This window comes from Streptomyces sp. AM 2-1-1 (assembly GCF_029167645.1).
In the GTDB taxonomy this organism is placed as follows: Bacteria; Actinomycetota; Actinomycetes; order Streptomycetales; family Streptomycetaceae; genus Streptomyces.
On record NZ_CP119147.1, the window covers coordinates 6,811,863 to 6,829,435 of the forward strand.

Below are 17,573 nucleotides of genomic sequence, written 5' to 3' on the forward strand. Positions count from 1 at the left end.
ATCGAGGGCGCGACGGAAAGGGAATGTCATCCTCCGCCCTCCGCGCCCGTTCGCCCGCGCGGCGAGGCTGCGGGGGTTCGTTTCCACGAGGTGAACGGTACGCCGTCGAACCACAAATTTCTATCGTTGAAAATTTTCCGTGCACGACCGTTGTGAGGGGGCGGGGGGCTGTGGCTCAATGATCGACCATGTGCTGTGCCTCGCCGATCCGAGGCACTCGGCTCCTTCGTGAGGACGATGCCATGAGACGACAACTACCGCGCCGACGTGCGGCTTTGACCACGATCGCCTGCGCGGCGGCGCTGGCGATGCCCCTCGGTATCACCATGGTCCCGGCGGCTGCCGCGACTCCCGCCGCCCACTCGACGTCCGGTGACACGGCGCCGGCGTTCGCATCCGAGAACCCGGCCACGCTGGTTCACGGACTCAAGGGCGAGTACTACGCCATGTCCGCCCCGGGGGCGCGCGACTTCGCCAAGCTCGGGGGCACCGCCCTGGACCCGGACATCAACTTCTCCAATCTCACGAGCGCTTTCCAGTCGGCCACCGGCCAGTCCGAGAACACCACCGCGCGGTGGACCGGCCAGATCCAGGCTCCCGCGACCGGCGACTACACCTTCGCCGCCAGCGGTGACAACGGCTTCCGGCTCTTTATCGACGGCGTCGCGGTCATCGACCACTGGGTGGGCGACTGGGACGTCGAGCAGAAGAGCCGGCCGGTGCACCTGGTCGCGGGCGAACAGCACGACTTCAAGCTGGAGATGTTCCAGGACATCGGCGGCGCCAACATGTTCCTGCGCTGGTCGAGCCCGGCGCTCGCCCGGCAGATCGTCCCCGAGTCGGCGTTCACCCCGCCCGCGGATTACGAGGTCTACCCGGTCGCCCTGACCGTGGCCGAGGACGGCAAGCGCCTCCAGGCCACGTTCGACGGCAAGGTCGGCAACCTCGCCGCCGTGAAGGACCACCTCGTCGTCGAGGCGGACACCACGCCAATGCCGATCAAGTCCGTGGTCAAGTCGTCCGGCAAGGGCAACTCGCTCATCGTCACCCTGTCCGAGGCCATCCAGAAGGGCCAGAAGGTCAAGGTGGACTACGCCACCGAGGGCGGGCTCACCGTGGGTGGCGAGACCGTCCCCGACATCAGCCGCAGTGCCAAGAACCTGTCGACCCACCGCCTCACCACGGTCTGGGGCGACAAGCTCGACCGCACCAACCCGCTGCCCGAGTACCCGCGGCCGCAGCAGGTCCGCGACCGGTGGAAGAACCTCAACGGCACCTGGGAGTTCGCCGGGGCCGCCGCGGGCGAGAAGCCGGTCTTCGGCAAGAAGCTGGACGAGAAGATCACCGTGCCGTTCGCGGTGGAGTCCCAGCTCTCCGGTCTGGAGCGCCACGAGGACCACATGTTCTACCGCAAGCTCGTGACGGTTCCCAGGAACTGGTCCGTGGGCACGTCGGGCAAGGACAAGCGGCTGAAGCTCAACTTCGGCGCGGTCGACTACAACGCCACCGTCTTCGTCAATGGTACGAAGGTCGCCGAACACACCGGTGGTTACACCGCTTTCGACGCGGACATCACGGACGCCCTCAAGGGCACCGGCCAGCAGGAGATCATGGTCGCCGTCACCGACACCACCGGTGACAACCAGCCCAAGGGCAAGCAGTCCTCCAACCCCGGCGGCATCGAGTACACCGCCTCCTCCGGTATCTGGCAGACCGTCTGGATGGAGCCGGTCGCTCCCGCCTCGGTCGACTCGCTGACCACCACGCCGGACATCGACAGGAGCCGGCTCGCGGTCACCGTCAACGCGGAGAACGCCTCCGCCGGCGCCCGCGTCAAGGCAGTCGCCCGGGACGAGAAGGGCAAGGTCGTCGGCACCGTCACCGGTCCCGCCAACAGCGAACTCAGCCTGCCCGTGGCCAAGCAGCACCTGTGGTCGCCGGACGACCCGTACCTCTACGACCTCGACGTCACCCTGGTCGACGGCCGCTCCACGGACAGCGTGGACAGCTACTTCGGCATGCGGTCGCTGAAGGTGGAGAAGGTGGGCGGTTATCAGAAGCTCACCCTCAACGGGAAGCCGTTCTTCTCCCTCGCCCAGCTCGATCAGGGCTTCTACCCCGACGGTCTCTACACCCAGCCCAGCGACGCCGCCCTCGTCTTCGACCTGAAGTCGCAGAAGGACCTCGGCTTCAACGCCGTGCGCAAGCACATCAAGGTCGAGTCGCCCCGCTGGTACTACCACGCGGACCAGCTCGGACTCCTCGTCTGGCAGGACTTCGTCTCCGGTGGTATCAACAACGAAGCGGGCCAGGATGCCTTCGTCTCGCAGGCGCGGGAGGAGATGAAGCAGCTGCACAACTACCCCTCGATCGGCGGCTGGATCGTCTTCAACGAAGGCTGGGGCGAGTGGGACCGCACCGCCACCGGCAAGCTCACGGAGGCCGTCGAGGCCGCCGACCCCTCGCGTGTGGTCAACGCTCACAGTGGCGTGAACTGCTGTGCCTCGAAGGGGGACTCGGGCGCCGGAGACATCATCGACCACCACGACTACGGCAACAACGACCCCGCCTTCCCCGACGCCACCCGGGCGGCGATGGACGGCGAGCACGGCGGCTTCACCCTGCGCTCTCCTGGACACATGTGGCCGGGTGCGCCGACGGTGATCTACAGCGGGGTCGACGACAAGGCCGCGCTCACCGCCAAGTACGTCGAGAACACCGAGAAGTACTACCTCGAAGCGGCCGGTGCCGAGCTCTCCGGATCCGTCTACACCCAGGTCACCGACCTGGAGAACGAGCTGAACGGCCTGTGGACGTACGACCGTCGTGAGATCAAGGTCGACGCCGCGGCGGTCCGCGCGATCAACGAGAAGGTCATCGCGGCCGGCGCCGCAGCCGGCGAGCGCGACGAGGTGAAGGGCGGCGCCGCCTGGAACCTGGACGAGAACACCGGCACCGCCGCCGCAGACAGCGGCCCGAACCACGCTCCGCTCACCCTGACCGGTGGCGCCTCGTGGACGCCGGGCGTCACGGGTTCCGCGCTGAAGTTCTCGGGTGACGGCCAGTACGCGCAGACCGCGGGTCCGGTCGTGGACACCACGAAGGACTACTCGGTCTCCGCGTGGGTGACGCTGGACGAACTGCCCGGCAACTACGCCTCCGCCGTCAGTCAGGACGGCCGGCGCACCGAGAACCCGTTCTACCTCCAGTACGGGCAGGGTGCGTTCGCCTTCTCCCTGCCGGGCGGCAACCGCGCCCGCGCGGTGACCACCCCCGAACTGGGCAAGTGGTACCACCTGGTGGGCGTCCGTGAGGGCGACACCCTCTCGATCTACCTCGACGGCAAGCTCGCCGCGTCCGCCCCCGCCGGCGGCCCCGGTGACGTGAGCACCGGTCCGCTCTCCGTGGGCCGCGCCAAGTGGAACGGCAACCCGACCGACTTCTGGAACGGTTCGGTCGACCAGGTCGAGGTCTTCGACAAGGCGCTCGGCGCCGCTGACGTGAGCGCCCTGCACGACGCTCGGCAGTCCTGATCCGACGGTGGCCCGCCGGCGCGTCCACGGCGCCGGCGGGCCACTCCCGGCACGCGCCGGGACCCTTCCACGCGGCTTCCCTCCCCGCTCCCGCTCACCTGTCGTGACCCCATCGGCGCGAGCGCCCGGGCGCCGCGCCGGTGCTGTCGCGCGCCCGCGAGCGGTGGTACCCGGGCACGTGCGAGCCGGGCAAAAACCCCGTCTCTCGCCCCACGACACATTTTGGAAACGCATTCGTCGCGCTCTTGCCGTCGCGCCGGAGCCGCCTATATAACGTTGTAAACCGAGCCGCCGACAGGCCGCGCCGCCCCTCCCCACCCCTGTCCGTACCCACGGCCGGAGTCGAGGACAGGCAAACCGGCATCAGCCACGAACGAGCTGATGCTTCATCAAAAACCAGACCGCACGTGGTTCCGCGTGCCGTCGTCCCGCCCAAGGAGCGTCCCGCGCATGATGATCCAGCGCCGATCCCGTACCCTCGCCGCGGCCTGCGTGCTCGCCGCCACCGCCATGCTCGCCGCGGCCGGCTGCTCGAAGTCGGAGACCAACGACACCGCCGCCTCCGCCGACCCCGGCCAGGCCGCCCAGGAGGCCAAGACCCCGGAGAGCAGCTCGGGTTCCGGATGCTCCCTCCAGACCTACGGTGCGCCCCGGCTCGACCTCAAGAACGCGATCGTCGGCTTCTCGCAGTCGGAGAAGGAGGCCAACCCGTTCCGTATCGCCGAGACCCAGTCCATCAAGGACGAGGCGGCCAAAGTCGGCGTGAAGAAGCTGCTCACCACCAACGCCCAGTCCCAGCTGTCGAAGCAGATCAGCGACATCCAGGACATGCTCTCCCAGGGCGCGCAGTTCCTCATCGTGGCCCCGCTCAACTCGGACGGCCTGGAGCCCGCGCTGAAGGCCGCCGCGGCCAAGAAGGTTCCGGTCCTCACCGTCGACCGCAAGCTCAACGCCACCGCCTGCAAGGACTACGTGGCTTTCCTCGGCTCGGACTTCGTGGAGCAGGGCAAGCGCGCCGCCGACGCGATGATCGAGGCGACCGGCGGCAAGGGCAAGGTCGCCATCCTGCTCGGCGCCTCGGGCAACAACGTCACCACCGACCGGACCAAGGGGTTCGTGGACCAGCTCGCCGCCGAGGCGCCGGAGATGGAGATCGTGGCCCAGCAGACCGGCGAGTTCGCCCGTGACAAGGGCCAGCAGGTCATGGAGCAGCTCATCCAGTCGAAGCCCGGGATCACCGCCGTCTACGCCGAGAACGACGAGATGGGCCTCGGCGCCGTCACCGCGCTGAAGGCGGCCGGCAAGAAGCCGGGCAAGGATGTCAAGATCGTCTCGGTCGACGGTACCCGTAACGCCGTGCAGGCGGTCGTCAACGGCGAGTACAACGCCGTGATCGAGTCCAACCCGCGCTTCGGCCCGCTGGCCTTCCAGACCGCGCAGAAGCTCTACGCCGGCGAGGAGATCCCCGAGAACGTCATCATCTCGGACCGCGCGTACGACGAGACCAACGCCAAGGCGTCGGTCGGCGGCGCGTACTGACCCGCCGTCCCCCCCGGACGGCAACGGCTCTCCCGTGACCGCCGTGGCGCGGACCGTGCCACGGCGGCCGGGCTTCCTCCCCGCCGCGCACCGGTAGGGGGGAGCCTTCGCCCCGTACCCGCCCTTTCGGCACCTTGGAACTTGGAAGGCCAGGATTCATGGCACCACCCGAAGCAGCAACCCAGCCCCCCGAGCCCGTGACCTCCCGTCCGGGCCCCGCCCAGGACGCCGGCTCCGGCTCGGTCCTCGAAGCCCGCGGCGTCAGCAAGCGGTTCCCCGGCGTCGTCGCCCTGGACGACGTGTCGTTCGCCCTGCGGGCGGGGGAGACGCACGCCCTGGTCGGTGAGAACGGTGCCGGCAAGTCCACCCTCATCAAGGTGCTCACGGGGGTCTACCGGCCCGACGGCGGCGAACTCCGGATGAACGGCGCAGCCGTCCGCTTCGCGCGGCCCTTCGAGGCCCAGCAGGCCGGCATCTCCACCATCTACCAGGAGGTGAACCTCGTCCCGCTGATGAGCGTGGCGCGCAACATCTTCCTCGGCCGCGAGCCCAAGAACCGCTTCGGGATGATCGACTTCGCCCGGATGCACCGGGAGACGGCCGAGCTGCTCGACGGCTTCGGCGTCCGCGTCGACCCCAAGCGCCCGCTGAACACCCTCGGCATCGGCACCCAGCAGATGGTCGCCCTCGCCCGCGCCGTCTCGGTCAACGCCCAGGTCGTCATCATGGACGAGCCCACCTCCTCGCTGGAGCCGCGCGAGGTCGAGACGCTCTTCGGGGTCATCGCCAACCTCCGTGAGCGCGGCATCGCCGTCCTCTACGTCAGCCACCGCATGGACGAGCTCTACCGGATCTGCGACCGGGTCACCGTGCTCCGCGACGGACGCCACATCCACACCGGCGACCTCGCGGACCTCGACCGGATGCAGTTGGTGTCGATGATGCTCGGCCGGGACATGGCGGAGGTCAAGCGGTCGGGCCTCACCAACTTCACCGAGGGCGGCCACGACACCACCCGTACACCGGTGCTCACCGCCTCCGGTATCTCCAGCCGTCATCACCTCCACGACATCTCGCTGGAGTTGTACGGGGGCGAGGTGCTCGGACTCGGCGGCCTCCTCGGCTCCGGCCGCAGCGAGACGGCGAAGGCCCTCTCCGGCGCGCTGCCCGTCGACGCCGGAACCCTCACCGTCGACGGCAAGAGCCTCGGCCGCCTCACCCCCGCCGCCGCCATCAAGGCCGGGATCAGCCTCCTCCCCGAGGACCGCAAGGCCGAGGGCATCGTCCCCGGTCTGTCGGTGCGCGAGAACATCGTGCTCGCCGCGATGCCCCGGCTCTCCCGGGGCGGCGTCGTCTCCCGCGCCAAGCAGGAACGGGTCGTCGAGATCTTCATGCAGCGGTTGCGCATCAAGTGCTCCAGCCCCGAACAGAAGGTCGGCGAACTCTCCGGCGGCAACCAGCAGAAGGTGCTGCTCGCCCGCTGGCTCTGCCTGGAACCCAAGGTCCTGCTGCTCGACGAACCCACTCGGGGCATCGATGTCGGCGCCAAGGCGGAGGTGCAGAGCCTCATCGACGAACTCGCCGGCGAGGGTCTGGCGGTCCTGCTCATCTCCTCCGACATCGAGGAGCTCATCGAGGGCGCCGACCGCGTCGTCGTGCTGCGCGGCGGTGCGGTGGCGGGCGAACTCGCCGGGGACGAAGTGGCCGAGAGCCGACTGCTCGAAGTACTCGCCGACCACGCCCCGGACACGGCGCCGGCCGACGCGCAGGCCCCGCCGGAGAAGACCCCGGCAGCACAGGAGGAACCCCGATGACCCAGGCCACCCTTGCCCCGCCCGCACCGAGTCCACTGGCCCGCCTGCGCGACCCCGCCTGGTACCAGGAGTACGGCGTCTACGCGGCCGTCGGCGTGCTGCTGCTCTTCAACGCACTCTTCACCGACCACTTCATGACGACCGACAACCTGCGTACGCAGCTCGTCCAGGTCGCCCCGATCGTCATCGTCGCCCTGGGCATGGCCCTGGTCATCGGCACCGAGGGCGTCGACCTGTCCGTCGGCTCCACCATGGCGCTGGCGGCCGCCCTCCTGCCCCTCTACCTCGGATACGGACTGGTCCCGGCACTCGGCATCGCCCTGCTGGCCGGCGCGGTCGTCGGCGCGGTCAACGGATCGCTGGTCTCCCTCGTCGGACTCCAGCCCATCGTCGCCACCCTCGCGCTCTTCGTCGGCGGCCGGGGACTCGCCCTGGTGATCGCGGACGGCCAGCTCAAGCAGATCGTCAACCCCGACCTGCTCGCGCTCGGCACCGACTCCCTCCTCGGCGTCCCGCTGGTCGTGCTCATCGCCGCGGTCCTCGCCGTGGCCGTCGCCTTCCTGGTCCGGCGCACCACCTTCGGCCGCCAGATCGTGGCCGTCGGCGGCAACCGCACCGCCGCAGGACTCGCCGGACTGCCCGTCAAGCGCGTCCTCATCGGCGTTTACATGCTCTGCGGCGTGCTGGCCGCACTGGCCGGCGTGCTCGCCACGGCCCGGCTCACCGCCAGCGACCCGTCCTCGCTCGGCACCCTGATGGAGCTCTCCGCCATCACCGCCGTCGTCGTCGGAGGAACCCCGCTCACCGGCGGCTCCGTCCGCGTGCTCGGCACCGTCGCCGGGGCCCTGTTGATGCAGCTCCTGCGCGCCACCCTCGTCAAGCACGACCTGCCCGACTCCACCGCCCAGATCGCCCAGGCTGCCATCATCATCGCCGCCGTCTACGTCGCCCGGGAGCGCCGGTCCCGATGAACGAAACCTCCTCCGCCCCCGTGGCCCGGTCCGCGGCCCCGCACCCCGCCCCCGCTCCGGTCAAGGCCCCCGCGCCCCGTCCGCGGGACACCGCCGGGCGGCCCACCACCGGACAGCGCGTCGCCGACCTCCTCCAGCGCCAGGGCGTCCTCGTCGTCCTGCTCGCGGTGATCGTGGTCGCCTCCTTCATCTACCCGACCTTCCACAGCCTGGACAACGCCCGCGGCGTGACCGTGCAGGCGTCCTTCCTCGCCGTGGTCGCCCTCGGTATGACCATGGTCATCATCACCGGCGGCATCGACCTCTCCGTCGGCTCCGTCTTCGCGCTCGGCGGCGTACTCGCCGCATGGGCCTCGCAGTACGGGTTCCTGCCCGCGCTCCTCGTACCGCTCGTGGTCTGCTCCGCGATCGGCCTGCTCAACGGATTCCTCATCGCCCGCGCCGGGATGGCCCCCTTCATCGTCACCCTGGCCACCCTGCTCGGCGCCCGCGGCCTGCTGCTCGCCCTGACCGACGAGGGCGGCACCACCTACCTCGTACCGAAGGACTCGGCCTTCGCCGGTCTGGGACAGGGCGACGTCTGGGGCTTCGGCTACCCGTTGCTGATCGCCCTCGTCCTCTTCGGCATCGGCGGACTCGTCCTCCAGCGCACCTCGTTCGGACAGTCGATCTTCGCCGTCGGCGGAAGCAGCGACGCCGCGACCCTGATGGGTCTGCCCGTCGCCCGGACGAAGATCCTCGTCTACACGTTCAGCGGGCTGCTCGCCGGCCTCGCCGGCGCGCTGAACGCGGCCCGGCTCACCTCCGGCGTCACCATCGTGGGCGTGGGCATGGAACTCGACGCGATCTCCGCCGTCGTGATCGGCGGAACCCTCCTCGTCGGGGGCGCCGGATCGATCAGCGGCACCCTCTGGGGCGTGCTGCTGCTCGCCGTCATCCAGAACCTGATCAACCAGATCGGCACCCTCAACTCCTCCTACCAGTCGGTGGTCAGCGGCGGCTTCCTTATCGTTGTCGTGGTGGCGCAGCGCTATCTGGCGCGCAACCGCAGAACAACGTGAGCGGAGCCGTGTCCCCCGGGGCCTCCCGTTCGGAGCATGCCGGGCCCGCGTACCCCGGTGCCGCACCTCGCGGCGTTGCCGTCGGACGCCGACGTTCCGCGTCGGTTCCTTCCTCCGCCCCGCGACGCACGGCACCGGAGCCCGCTCCGCGGTCCAGCCTGATCCAGACGAAAGACCCCTAGCCGAACCGAGTGAAGGAGTGCCGTGGGCGTCAGCCTCAAGGACGTCGCGCAGCGGGCGGGCGTGTCCATCAAGACCGTGTCCAACGTGGTCAACAACTACCAGCACGTCACCCCGAAGATGCGGGCCAAGGTGCAGCAGGCGATCGACGAGCTCGGCTACCGGCCGAACCTCACCGCCCGCCACCTGCGCAAGGGCCGTACGGGCATCATCGCGCTGGCGGTCCCCGAGTTCGGCAACCCGTACTTCGCCGAACTCGCCGGAGCCGTCGTCGACGCCGCCGCCCGGCACGACTACACCGTGCTGGTCGACCACACGGCAGGGCTCCGGGAGAAAGAGCTGCTGGTCAGCCAGGGGTTCAGGTCGCACGTGATCGACGGGCTCATCATGAGCCCGATCCATCTGGAGACCGAGGACCTGATGGCCCGCGAGGAGACCGCGCCACTGGTCCTGCTGGGGGAGCGGGAGTACGAGGCGCCGTACGACCACATCGCCATCGACAACGTGGCCGCCGCCCGCACCGCGGTACGCCACCTCCTCGACCACGGACACCGCAGGATCGCCTTCCTCGGCTCCCGTACCGGACGGGAACGCCAACCCGCCCACCTGCGCCTGCGCGGCTGGCGCGAGGAGCTCGCGGCCGCGGGGGTCGAGCCGGACGAGTCGCTGGTCGTCGTCACCGACGGATACGGGCGTGAGGACGGGGCGACCGCGATGGCGTCCCTCCTCGACCGGGGTGAGCGGCCCGACGCGGTCTTCGCCTACAACGACCTGATCGCGATCGGTGCCATGCGCACCGTCACCGCGCGCGGGCTGGCCGTCCCGGACGACATCGCCTTCGTCGGCTTCGACGACATCGAGGAAAGCAGGTACGGCACCACCACCCTCACCACCATCGCGCCCGACAAGGAGGCCATCGCGCGCCTCGCCGTGGACAGCCTCGTCGAGCGTCTCGCGGGCTCACCGGTGGCCGAACCGCGCCGCCCGCGCCCCGGATACCGGCTCGTCGTCCGCGAGTCGACGGCCCCCCGGCAGCCCCGGCCGGCCGGCTGACCGGGGCCGCCCGGCCTCCGCGCGCCGGGGCTCCCCGCCCCGGCCGCTCCGGTCGCCCGCCGGCCCCGGCCCGCGCGGCCCCCACCCGTCCACGACGGCCGTCGGCCGCCGTCCCTCCGGCCGACCGCTGCGCCACCCGTACCGGCCGGCCGCTTTCCACCAAGGAAACGCCGATGCCCCGCCCCACCGCGCACCGCACTCCTTTCGGCTCCGCTCCCGAAGACGCCGAGGCAGACCTCTGGACGCTGGATTCCGGCACCGGAGTGCGGGCCGAAGTCCTCACCTACGGAGGGATCCTGCACCGCCTGTCCGTGCCGGACGTCCGCGGCAGGAGCAGACAGATCGTCAGATCGCTCCCGGCGATGGACGACTACGCGAAGGACCACCCCTACTTCGGTGCGCTCGTGGGCCGTTACGCCAACCGGATCGCGCACGGCAGCTTCACGCTCGACGGCACCACCCACCGGATCCCCCTCAACGACCGCGGCCACGCGCTGCACGGCGGTCCCGAGGGCTTCCACACGAGAGTCTGGGCGGCCACCGCCCAGGAGGGTGACACCGCCGCCTCCGTCACCCTGCGCCTGCACAGCCCCGACGGCGACATGGGCTTCCCCGGAGCCCTGGACGTCTGCGCCACGTACGCCCTCGACGCCTCGGGCACCTTCTCGCTCGACTGCACGGCCGCCACCGACCGGGCGACGGTCGTCAACCTCACCCAGCACGCCTACTTCAACCTCGGCGACGACGCCGACATCCTCGGCCACACCCTGGAGGTCGACGCCGACCACTACCTCCCCGTGGACCCCGAGGGCATCCCGGAGGGCGACCCGGCCGAGGTGCGCGGCACCCCGTTCGACCTCAGGGAACCGCGCGTCCTGCGCGAGCGCTTCGCCCTCCCGAACGAGCAGCTCGCCGCCGCCGGCGGGTACGACCACTGCTGGGTGCTGCGCGACTCGGCCCCCGGCCGACTGCGCCGCGCCGCCCGGCTCACCGCGCCCGACGCGTCCCGGGTGATGGAGGTGTGGACCACCGAACCGGGCATCCAGGTCTACTCGGGCAACCTGCTGGACGGCACCTTCACCGACGGCGAGGGCCGCGTCCACGACCGCCACGGCGCGGTCTGCCTGGAGACCCAGCACCTGCCGGACTCGCCCAACCGCCCCGGCTACCCGAGCACGGTGCTGCGCCCCGGCCGGACACTCCGCACCCGCACGGAGTGGCGCTTCCCGCACCTGAGGGCCCCCCACTGAGGACCGGCGCCGCGCACCGCACGCGTGGGAGCGCCGGTGCGGGCCCCCGACGAAGGGGCCGCACCGGCGCTCACCGGCAGGGCGGGTGCTACTTCAGGTACGGACCGGCGGTGCCGATCTTGCCCGGGGCCGCGTTCCTGCCGCCCAGGCCGAGCACGTACACCCGGAGGTTGCCCTTGCCCGGCGCGGCCACCGTGAGGGTGCCGTTGGTGACGGTCCGGACGTCCCCGGTCACCGCGTCCTCGTAGGTACCGTTCGGGATCCCGGTGTACGAGGCGCCGCCGGTCACCGTCACCAGGGCGAAGGAGTCGACCCCGCTCGCCGCGTCCGTGTACCGGCGCTTGTACGCCATCGAACCGCTGATGCCGTCGGTGGAGTACTGGCCCATCTGGAGCGCCGGGACCGCGCGCCGGATCTGGTTGAGCCGCTGCACGTGCTTGACCAGCGGCTGCGCGAGGGTGTCCGCCACCGCGCCGCTCGCCGAGGAGACCTTGCCGAAGTCCGAGGCCGTCACGTCACCGGCGACGCGGTCGCCGAAGTACGCCCGCCCGGTGGTCGCCAGCGGGCAGCTGGGCCCGCAGTCGATCTTCTTCCCCGCCTGGAACTCGACCTCGGAGCCGTAGTACAGGGTCGGGATGCCGCGGAACGTCCACATCAGGGCCATGTTCTCCGCCCAGGCGTCCGTGCCGCCCGCGTACCGCTCGCTGCTCTTGTTGGGCCCGTAGTCGTGGCTGTCGACGTAGACGACGTTGTAGGTGGCGTCGTTGTAACTGTCGTCGGAGTCCTTGCCGTTGCCGTAGGCGTTGTTGGCGTCACCGAAGTTCATGTGCATCCGCATGTCGATGACGTTCATCCCGGAGAACCGGCTGTGGTCCGGCGCGTGGTAGCTGTTCCCCTTCAGGAAGGCGTTGTCGGAGACGGGCTGCTGTCCGGTGCCCAATTGCTCCTCGTAGGTGTACATCTCCAGCGAGGCGGCGGCGTCGTCCGCGCTGTAGTCCTTGCGCTCCTTCCAGGTGAAGAACTGCGCGGAGTGGTTGACCGAACCCCGGTTCCACTTGTCGTTGACGAAGGCACCGACCTCTCCGAAGACGAAGAAGTTCTTCGCCGCCTCGGCACCGAACCGCGAGGTGACCCGTTCCTGGATCGCGGGCAGGAAGCGGCGGTTCCAGGTGGTGCGCGGGATGTGGACGGCGGTGTCGACCCGGAAGCCGTCCACGCCCATGTCGATGTACTTGTCGTAGGCGCCGATCAGGTAGTTCTGCACCGGGGCGCTCTCGGTGTCGAAGTCCGCCAGGTCCTCGTGGAGCCAGCAGCTGCGGGAGTCCTCGCCCTCCCAGTTGCCGATCCAGCAGTTGTGGTAGTACGCCTTCGGGAACATGCCCGACGTGGCGTTCGGCCACTGGCAGTTGTAGACCTTGTACCCCTCGGCGGACGTACCGCCGGTGGGCTTGCCCCAGTTGAGACAGGTGTTGCCGGCCGGCTCGGCGGTCGACCACAGGTCGCCGTTGTAGTAGGACTTGCCGGACTTCGTCTCGACGGTCAGTCCGTCGTAGTCGAAGCCCTCGCTCTTCTCGTCGTAGTACCAGCTCCACTGGGAGTCCCGCACGCCGTAGACCGTGGGGGTGAACAGTCCCTTGGCGCCCCAGCGCGAGGAGTGGTTGTAGACGACGTCCTGGTAGATCTTCATCCCCTTGGCGTGCGCCGCGTTGATGAGGTCCTGGTACGAGGCGCCGGCGGACTCCAGACGCGGATCGACCTTGTAGAAGTCGTATCCGTGGTAGCCGTGGTAGTCGTAGTCCGACCGGTTGAGCACCACCGGGGTGATCCAGATGGCGGAGAAGCCGAGGCCCTTGATGTAGTCGAGCTTCTTCACCAGGCCCTTGAAGTCACCCCGGAACATGGGGTCGTTGTTGGCCGCGTTGCCGGACTTCACGTCCTGGCTGCCGCCCCGGTCGTTGGTGGTGTCACCGTCGTTGAAGCGGGCGGTGAGGACGAAGTAGATCGGGTCCTTGCGCGGGTCGGTGCCGAGCGGCTGCCCCGAGGCGGCCGCCGGGGGCCTGGCGCCGGTGGTGGCGGTCGCCGCCGCCGAGGCCGCCGAGACGTTGCCCGCCGCGTCCACCGCCCTGACGGTGTAGCTGTACGCGGTCCGCTCCTCCAGACCGGTGTCGGAGAACACGGTGGAGCCGGTGTCCGTGACCAGGCTCCCCTTTGTCCCGCCGGTACGGGTGACCTGGTACTTCGTCACCCCCACGTCATCCCTGGACGGTTCCCAGGAGAGGACGACCGAGACGCCGTCGGCGGCGGCGGCCGCCTTGGTGGGGGCGGTGGGGGCGGTGGTGTCGGGGACCACCGCGGCGCACGGATCGGCCGCACCGGAGATGACCTTGTGGTCCTTCACCGTCGTGCGCCCGCCGACGAGCGCGTAGTTGGCCCCGTTGTTGTTGTCCCAGACGCCGTTGCCGTTGTTGAACGTGGCGTTGAGCCCGGTGGCCGTACCGAGGTCGACGGTCCGCCGGACCCATCCGGTGCAGGCCGCCTCCATGCCCACACCGGGGGCGGTGGTCCACGCGCCGCCCACGGGCTGGTAGTGGACGTTGACGGTGGTCCAGCCGACCGTGGCGGTGGAGTAGTAGACCTGGGCGCTGTTCGTCCCGGTGGGGGAGGGGCTCGGGGTCGTCCCGGTGTCCGCGCACGGGTCGCTGTGGGCCACGACGCCGTCCTTGACCGTGACGTTGCCGGTGCCCAGCGCGTAGTTGTTGCCCGAGTTGTTGTCCCAGACGCCTTGGCCGTTGTTGAAAGTGGCGGCCAGGCCGGCGGCCGTCCCGAGCGGCACGGTGAGCTTCACCCAGTCCGTACATGCGGCGGTCATCGCCGTACCCGGCACGTTCGTCCACGAACCGCCGTCGGGCGCCCAGTGGAGTTTGTAGGCGGACCAGTTCTTGGTCTTCGTCCAGTAGAAGACGGTCGCCGAGTTCTCGGAGGCGGCGACCGGTGCCGCGGCCACCTCTTGCGTCTTCGGTATCGCGGTGAGCAGGCTCAGCAGCGCGGCTGCCGTCGCGGCCGCCGCCACGGGGCGTCTCAGCAGCCGAAAGGGGGAGCGTTTCATCATGTCTCCAGGGGGAGGCCGCGGCGGGTGAGGCCACGGCTGCCGACAACGCCGGGTCCCCGTAGGGAAACCGGTCGAGATCCCGCCGGAGAACCCGGACGCGCCTCGGGGTTCGGGCGAGCGGAAGAGCATCTGACAGCAACCGCTGTCAGAATCTTGCTGCAATCTCTTGCGACCAGGAAATTACCCGTGCATGTCAGCTTCGTAAAGAGTTCTGACAAGGGCGGTGGGTTCCGGCGTCCGCGACGATGCGCTCCGCGGGCGCACGGCCCCGCGGGGGCGCGCCGCGCGCGGGCGCCTCCGGGGCCGTGCTCCGGCACCTGTCGCCGATCCCGCCGCGGACTCCCCGCGCCGGCGTCAGTCCGTCAGCAACCCAGCGCCGAGTACGCCGCTCGCGTCCGCGACACCGGGCAGCACGAGGAAGTAGCCGCCACCCCGGGCGACCGTGAAGTCCGCGAGCCGCTCGCCGTTCAGGCGTCGCTGCACCGCCTCGAACTGCCGCTCGATGTCCTGCTGGTAGCAGCAGAAGTTCAGTCCCACGTCGAGCGCGCCGTCGGGGGTCAGGCCGCGGTCGAAGTTGTAACTGCGGCGCAGGGGAAGTGAGTCGGCCGTCTCCGGAGTCCGGGGGTTCGCCCGGCGGATGTGCGAGTCGAAGGAGATCTTCCTTCCGTCCGGGTCCGACCGGTAGTCGGGCACGTCCGTCTCCACGGTGCCGGTCAGCGGCGCGCCGGTCGCCTTGTTCCGGCCGAAGACGCGCTCCTGCTCGGTGACCGGCAACCGGTCCCACGCCTCGGCCCGCAGCCGGGTCATCCGCAGGACCTGGTAGCAACCGCCCCGTGCCCAGGCGGGCGTGCCGGCGCGCGTCCCCAGCCACAGCACCCGGTCCATCTCCCGCTCGGAGGAGGTGTCCGGGCGGGAGATGCCGTCCTTGAACCCGACGATGCTGCGCGGCGCGCCGCTCGGCCGGGGCGGGTTGAGGAACCCGTCGCTCCGCCACCGCACACTCGCCAGCCCCCGCAACTCCCTCTTCAGGTCCACCATCGCGTCCAGGACGGCGTCGGGGTGCTCCGCGCAGATCTGTACCGAGAGGTCGCCGTGGCAGGCCTCGGGGTCGAGGTCGTCGCCCGGGAACGCCGGCATGGTCCGCAGCCCCGCGGGCCGGTGGGACCGGAGGCCGAAGCGCTCGTCGAAGAGGGACGCCCCCACCCCCACCGTGACGGTGAGACGGTCGTCCGGCCCGCCCCGCGGCGACCCCGCGGTGAGGACCCTGGCCCGCGCGGTCAGCACCGTCAGCAGACGGGCGAGATCGCCGCGGTCGCTGCCGAGCGCGTCGAAGGCGGCGAACCCGGCGAACGCCTGCTGCGGCGTCACCACCCCGGCCTGGTGCGCACCGTGGAAGGGCACCCCGCTCCGTCGCTCGGCCCCCGGCGCCGCGGACGCCCCGCGAACGGGCGCCCCGGACGCGGCCGGCGCGCCCGCCACCGCCCCGGCAAGACCGACGCCCGTCAGCACGAACCCCCGCCGTCCGTGCGCGGGATTCGTACCGATGGCCGGACGGTCGTCGTTATCTGTCATGGTCGCGCCTCTTCCACGTGCTCGATCTCCCTGGCTCGTGAGCCTTACCAGCGAGGCGTGCGCCCGGGCGCGAATTCATTCGTGCGGGTCACCCGCCGTGCGCCCTTCGGTCCCGTGTGCCTCCGCGCCGTCCCCTGATCGGCTGACTACACAGCGTGGCGAACATGTTCCCGAGGGTGAAGGGAATGCAGCCGGGGTCCGGTCCCGCTCGGGGACGGACCGCCTTTGACGTCAGATGGACCGGTCCCTGGGAGAACCTCGGTGGAGAACACGGAAGCCGTACGCAGCTGCCCCTTCGACTTCGCGCAGCAGCTGGAGTTCGACCCACAGCTCAGAGAGCTGCTGACCACCGCACCGGTCTCCCGCATCCGCATGCCCTACGGGGAAGGCGACGCCTGGCTGGTCACCCGGTACGAGGACGTCCGCACGGTCACCACCGACCGGCGGTTCAGCCGCAGCGCCGTGACGGGGCGCGACTTCCCCCGGATGACCCCCGAACCCATCGTCCAGGACGAGGCCATCAACCTCATGGACCCGCCGGCCAGCAGCAGGCTCCGCGGCCTGGTGGCCAAGAGCTTCACCGCCCGGCGGATCGACGCCATGCGCGCGGGTACCCGGCGCATCGTCGACCGGCTGCTCACCGACATGGAGGAGGACGGCAGCCCGGCCGACTTCATGGCCGCCGTCGCCTCGCCGCTGCCGCTCGTCACCATCTGCGAGGTGCTCGACATCCCCGGCGAGGACCGGCCCTGGCTCCGCGCACACGCCCTCACCATGATGAACGTCGGCGCCGCCGGAAAGCAGGACGCCGTCCGCGCCAAGGCGGAGCTCCGCGCCTACTTCGGCGAACTCACCGCCCGCCGCCGCCGGTCACCCGGCCAGGACCTCATCAGCACCCTCGCCACCGCCCGGGACGGCGACGAACTCCTCGGCGACGACGAACTGACCGTCATGGCGATGGTCCTGCTCATCACCGGACAGGACACCACCACCTACCAACTCGGCAACATCGCCTACTCGCTGCTCACCCGGCCCGAACTGACGCGGACCGTGCGCGACTCCCCGGAACGGCTGCCCCGCACCCTCGAGGAACTCCTGCGCCACATTCCGTTCCGCAAGGGCGTCGGCATCCCCCGGATCGCCCTGGTGGACGTGGAGCTCAGCGGCGTCAGCATCCCCGCCGGCGACGTGGTGCACGTCTCCTACCTGACCGCCAACCGGGACGCGGAGAAGTTCGAGCGGCCCGACGACCTCGACCCGGACCGGCCCTCCATCCCCCACATGACCTTCGGCTGGGGCGCTCACCACTGCCTCGGAGCCCCGCTCGCCACCATGGAGCTGGAGACCGCGTTCTCGTCGCTGCTCCGCCGGTTCCCGGACCTCCGTCTCGACGTACCGGCGAAGGACGTCCGCTGGAACACCACGTCGATCTGGCGCTACCCGCTCACCCTGCCCGTCACGTGGTGACGAGGGCCTCCGCTCCCAGACCCG

General features: G+C 70.3%; 10 protein-coding genes. 8 read left to right on the top strand and 2 right to left on the bottom strand.

Annotation, left to right across the window (positions count from 1 at the left end):
* Window positions 1-242: 242 nt before the first annotated feature.
* From PZB77_RS29440 to PZB77_RS29470, 7 genes are all read left to right on the top strand, one after another.
* Entirely contained in the window at window positions 243-3,533 is a 3,291-nt protein-coding gene (locus tag PZB77_RS29440) for a LamG-like jellyroll fold domain-containing protein (RefSeq protein WP_275495666.1), read from the top strand.
* A gap of 450 nt (window positions 3,534-3,983) precedes the next feature.
* On the top strand, window positions 3,984-5,072 hold the full coding sequence (locus PZB77_RS29445; RefSeq protein ID WP_275495667.1) for an ABC transporter substrate-binding protein: 1,089 nt from the start codon (window positions 3,984-3,986) through the stop codon (window positions 5,070-5,072).
* Between the two features lie 158 nt (window positions 5,073-5,230).
* The gene (locus PZB77_RS29450; RefSeq protein WP_275495668.1) at window positions 5,231-6,886 is read left to right on the top strand and encodes a sugar ABC transporter ATP-binding protein; all 1,656 of its coding nucleotides are present in this window, start codon (window positions 5,231-5,233) and stop codon (window positions 6,884-6,886) included.
* A complete protein-coding gene (locus tag PZB77_RS29455; RefSeq protein ID WP_275495669.1) occupies window positions 6,883-7,857 on the top strand; it encodes an ABC transporter permease in 975 nt (324 codons plus the stop codon). Before PZB77_RS29450 ends, PZB77_RS29455 begins: the two co-directional genes overlap by 4 nt.
* Window positions 7,854-8,918, top strand: coding sequence for an ABC transporter permease (locus tag PZB77_RS29460; protein WP_275495670.1), 1,065 nt, complete (start codon window positions 7,854-7,856; stop codon window positions 8,916-8,918). Before PZB77_RS29455 ends, PZB77_RS29460 begins: the two co-directional genes overlap by 4 nt.
* 204 nt (window positions 8,919-9,122) lie before the next feature.
* Entirely contained in the window at window positions 9,123-10,151 is a 1,029-nt protein-coding gene (locus tag PZB77_RS29465; RefSeq protein WP_275495671.1) for a LacI family DNA-binding transcriptional regulator, read from the top strand.
* Between the two features lie 173 nt (window positions 10,152-10,324).
* Window positions 10,325-11,401 (top strand): aldose epimerase family protein, encoded by a 1,077-nt coding sequence (locus PZB77_RS29470; protein WP_275495672.1) that lies wholly within the window; start codon window positions 10,325-10,327, stop codon window positions 11,399-11,401.
* Between the two features lie 88 nt (window positions 11,402-11,489).
* Here PZB77_RS29470 and PZB77_RS29475 read toward each other — a convergent pair whose 3' ends face one another.
* Window positions 11,490-14,507, bottom strand: a complete 3,018-nt coding sequence (locus PZB77_RS29475) for a carbohydrate binding domain-containing protein (protein ID WP_275496272.1) — start codon at window positions 14,505-14,507, stop codon at window positions 11,490-11,492.
* Window positions 14,508-14,864: 357 nt separating this feature from the next.
* On the bottom strand, window positions 14,865-16,082 hold the full coding sequence (locus PZB77_RS29480; RefSeq protein WP_275495673.1) for a Dyp-type peroxidase: 1,218 nt from the start codon (window positions 16,080-16,082) through the stop codon (window positions 14,865-14,867).
* A 261-nt stretch (window positions 16,083-16,343) separates the two neighbouring features.
* On the opposite strand from PZB77_RS29480, the gene PZB77_RS29485 reads away from it, so the two are divergent.
* Window positions 16,344-17,549 carry a cytochrome P450 gene (locus tag PZB77_RS29485; protein ID WP_275495674.1) on the top strand — a complete coding sequence of 402 codons (1,206 nt, stop codon included), beginning with the start codon at window positions 16,344-16,346 and terminating at the stop codon, window positions 17,547-17,549.
* Window positions 17,550-17,573 lie beyond the last annotated feature (24 nt).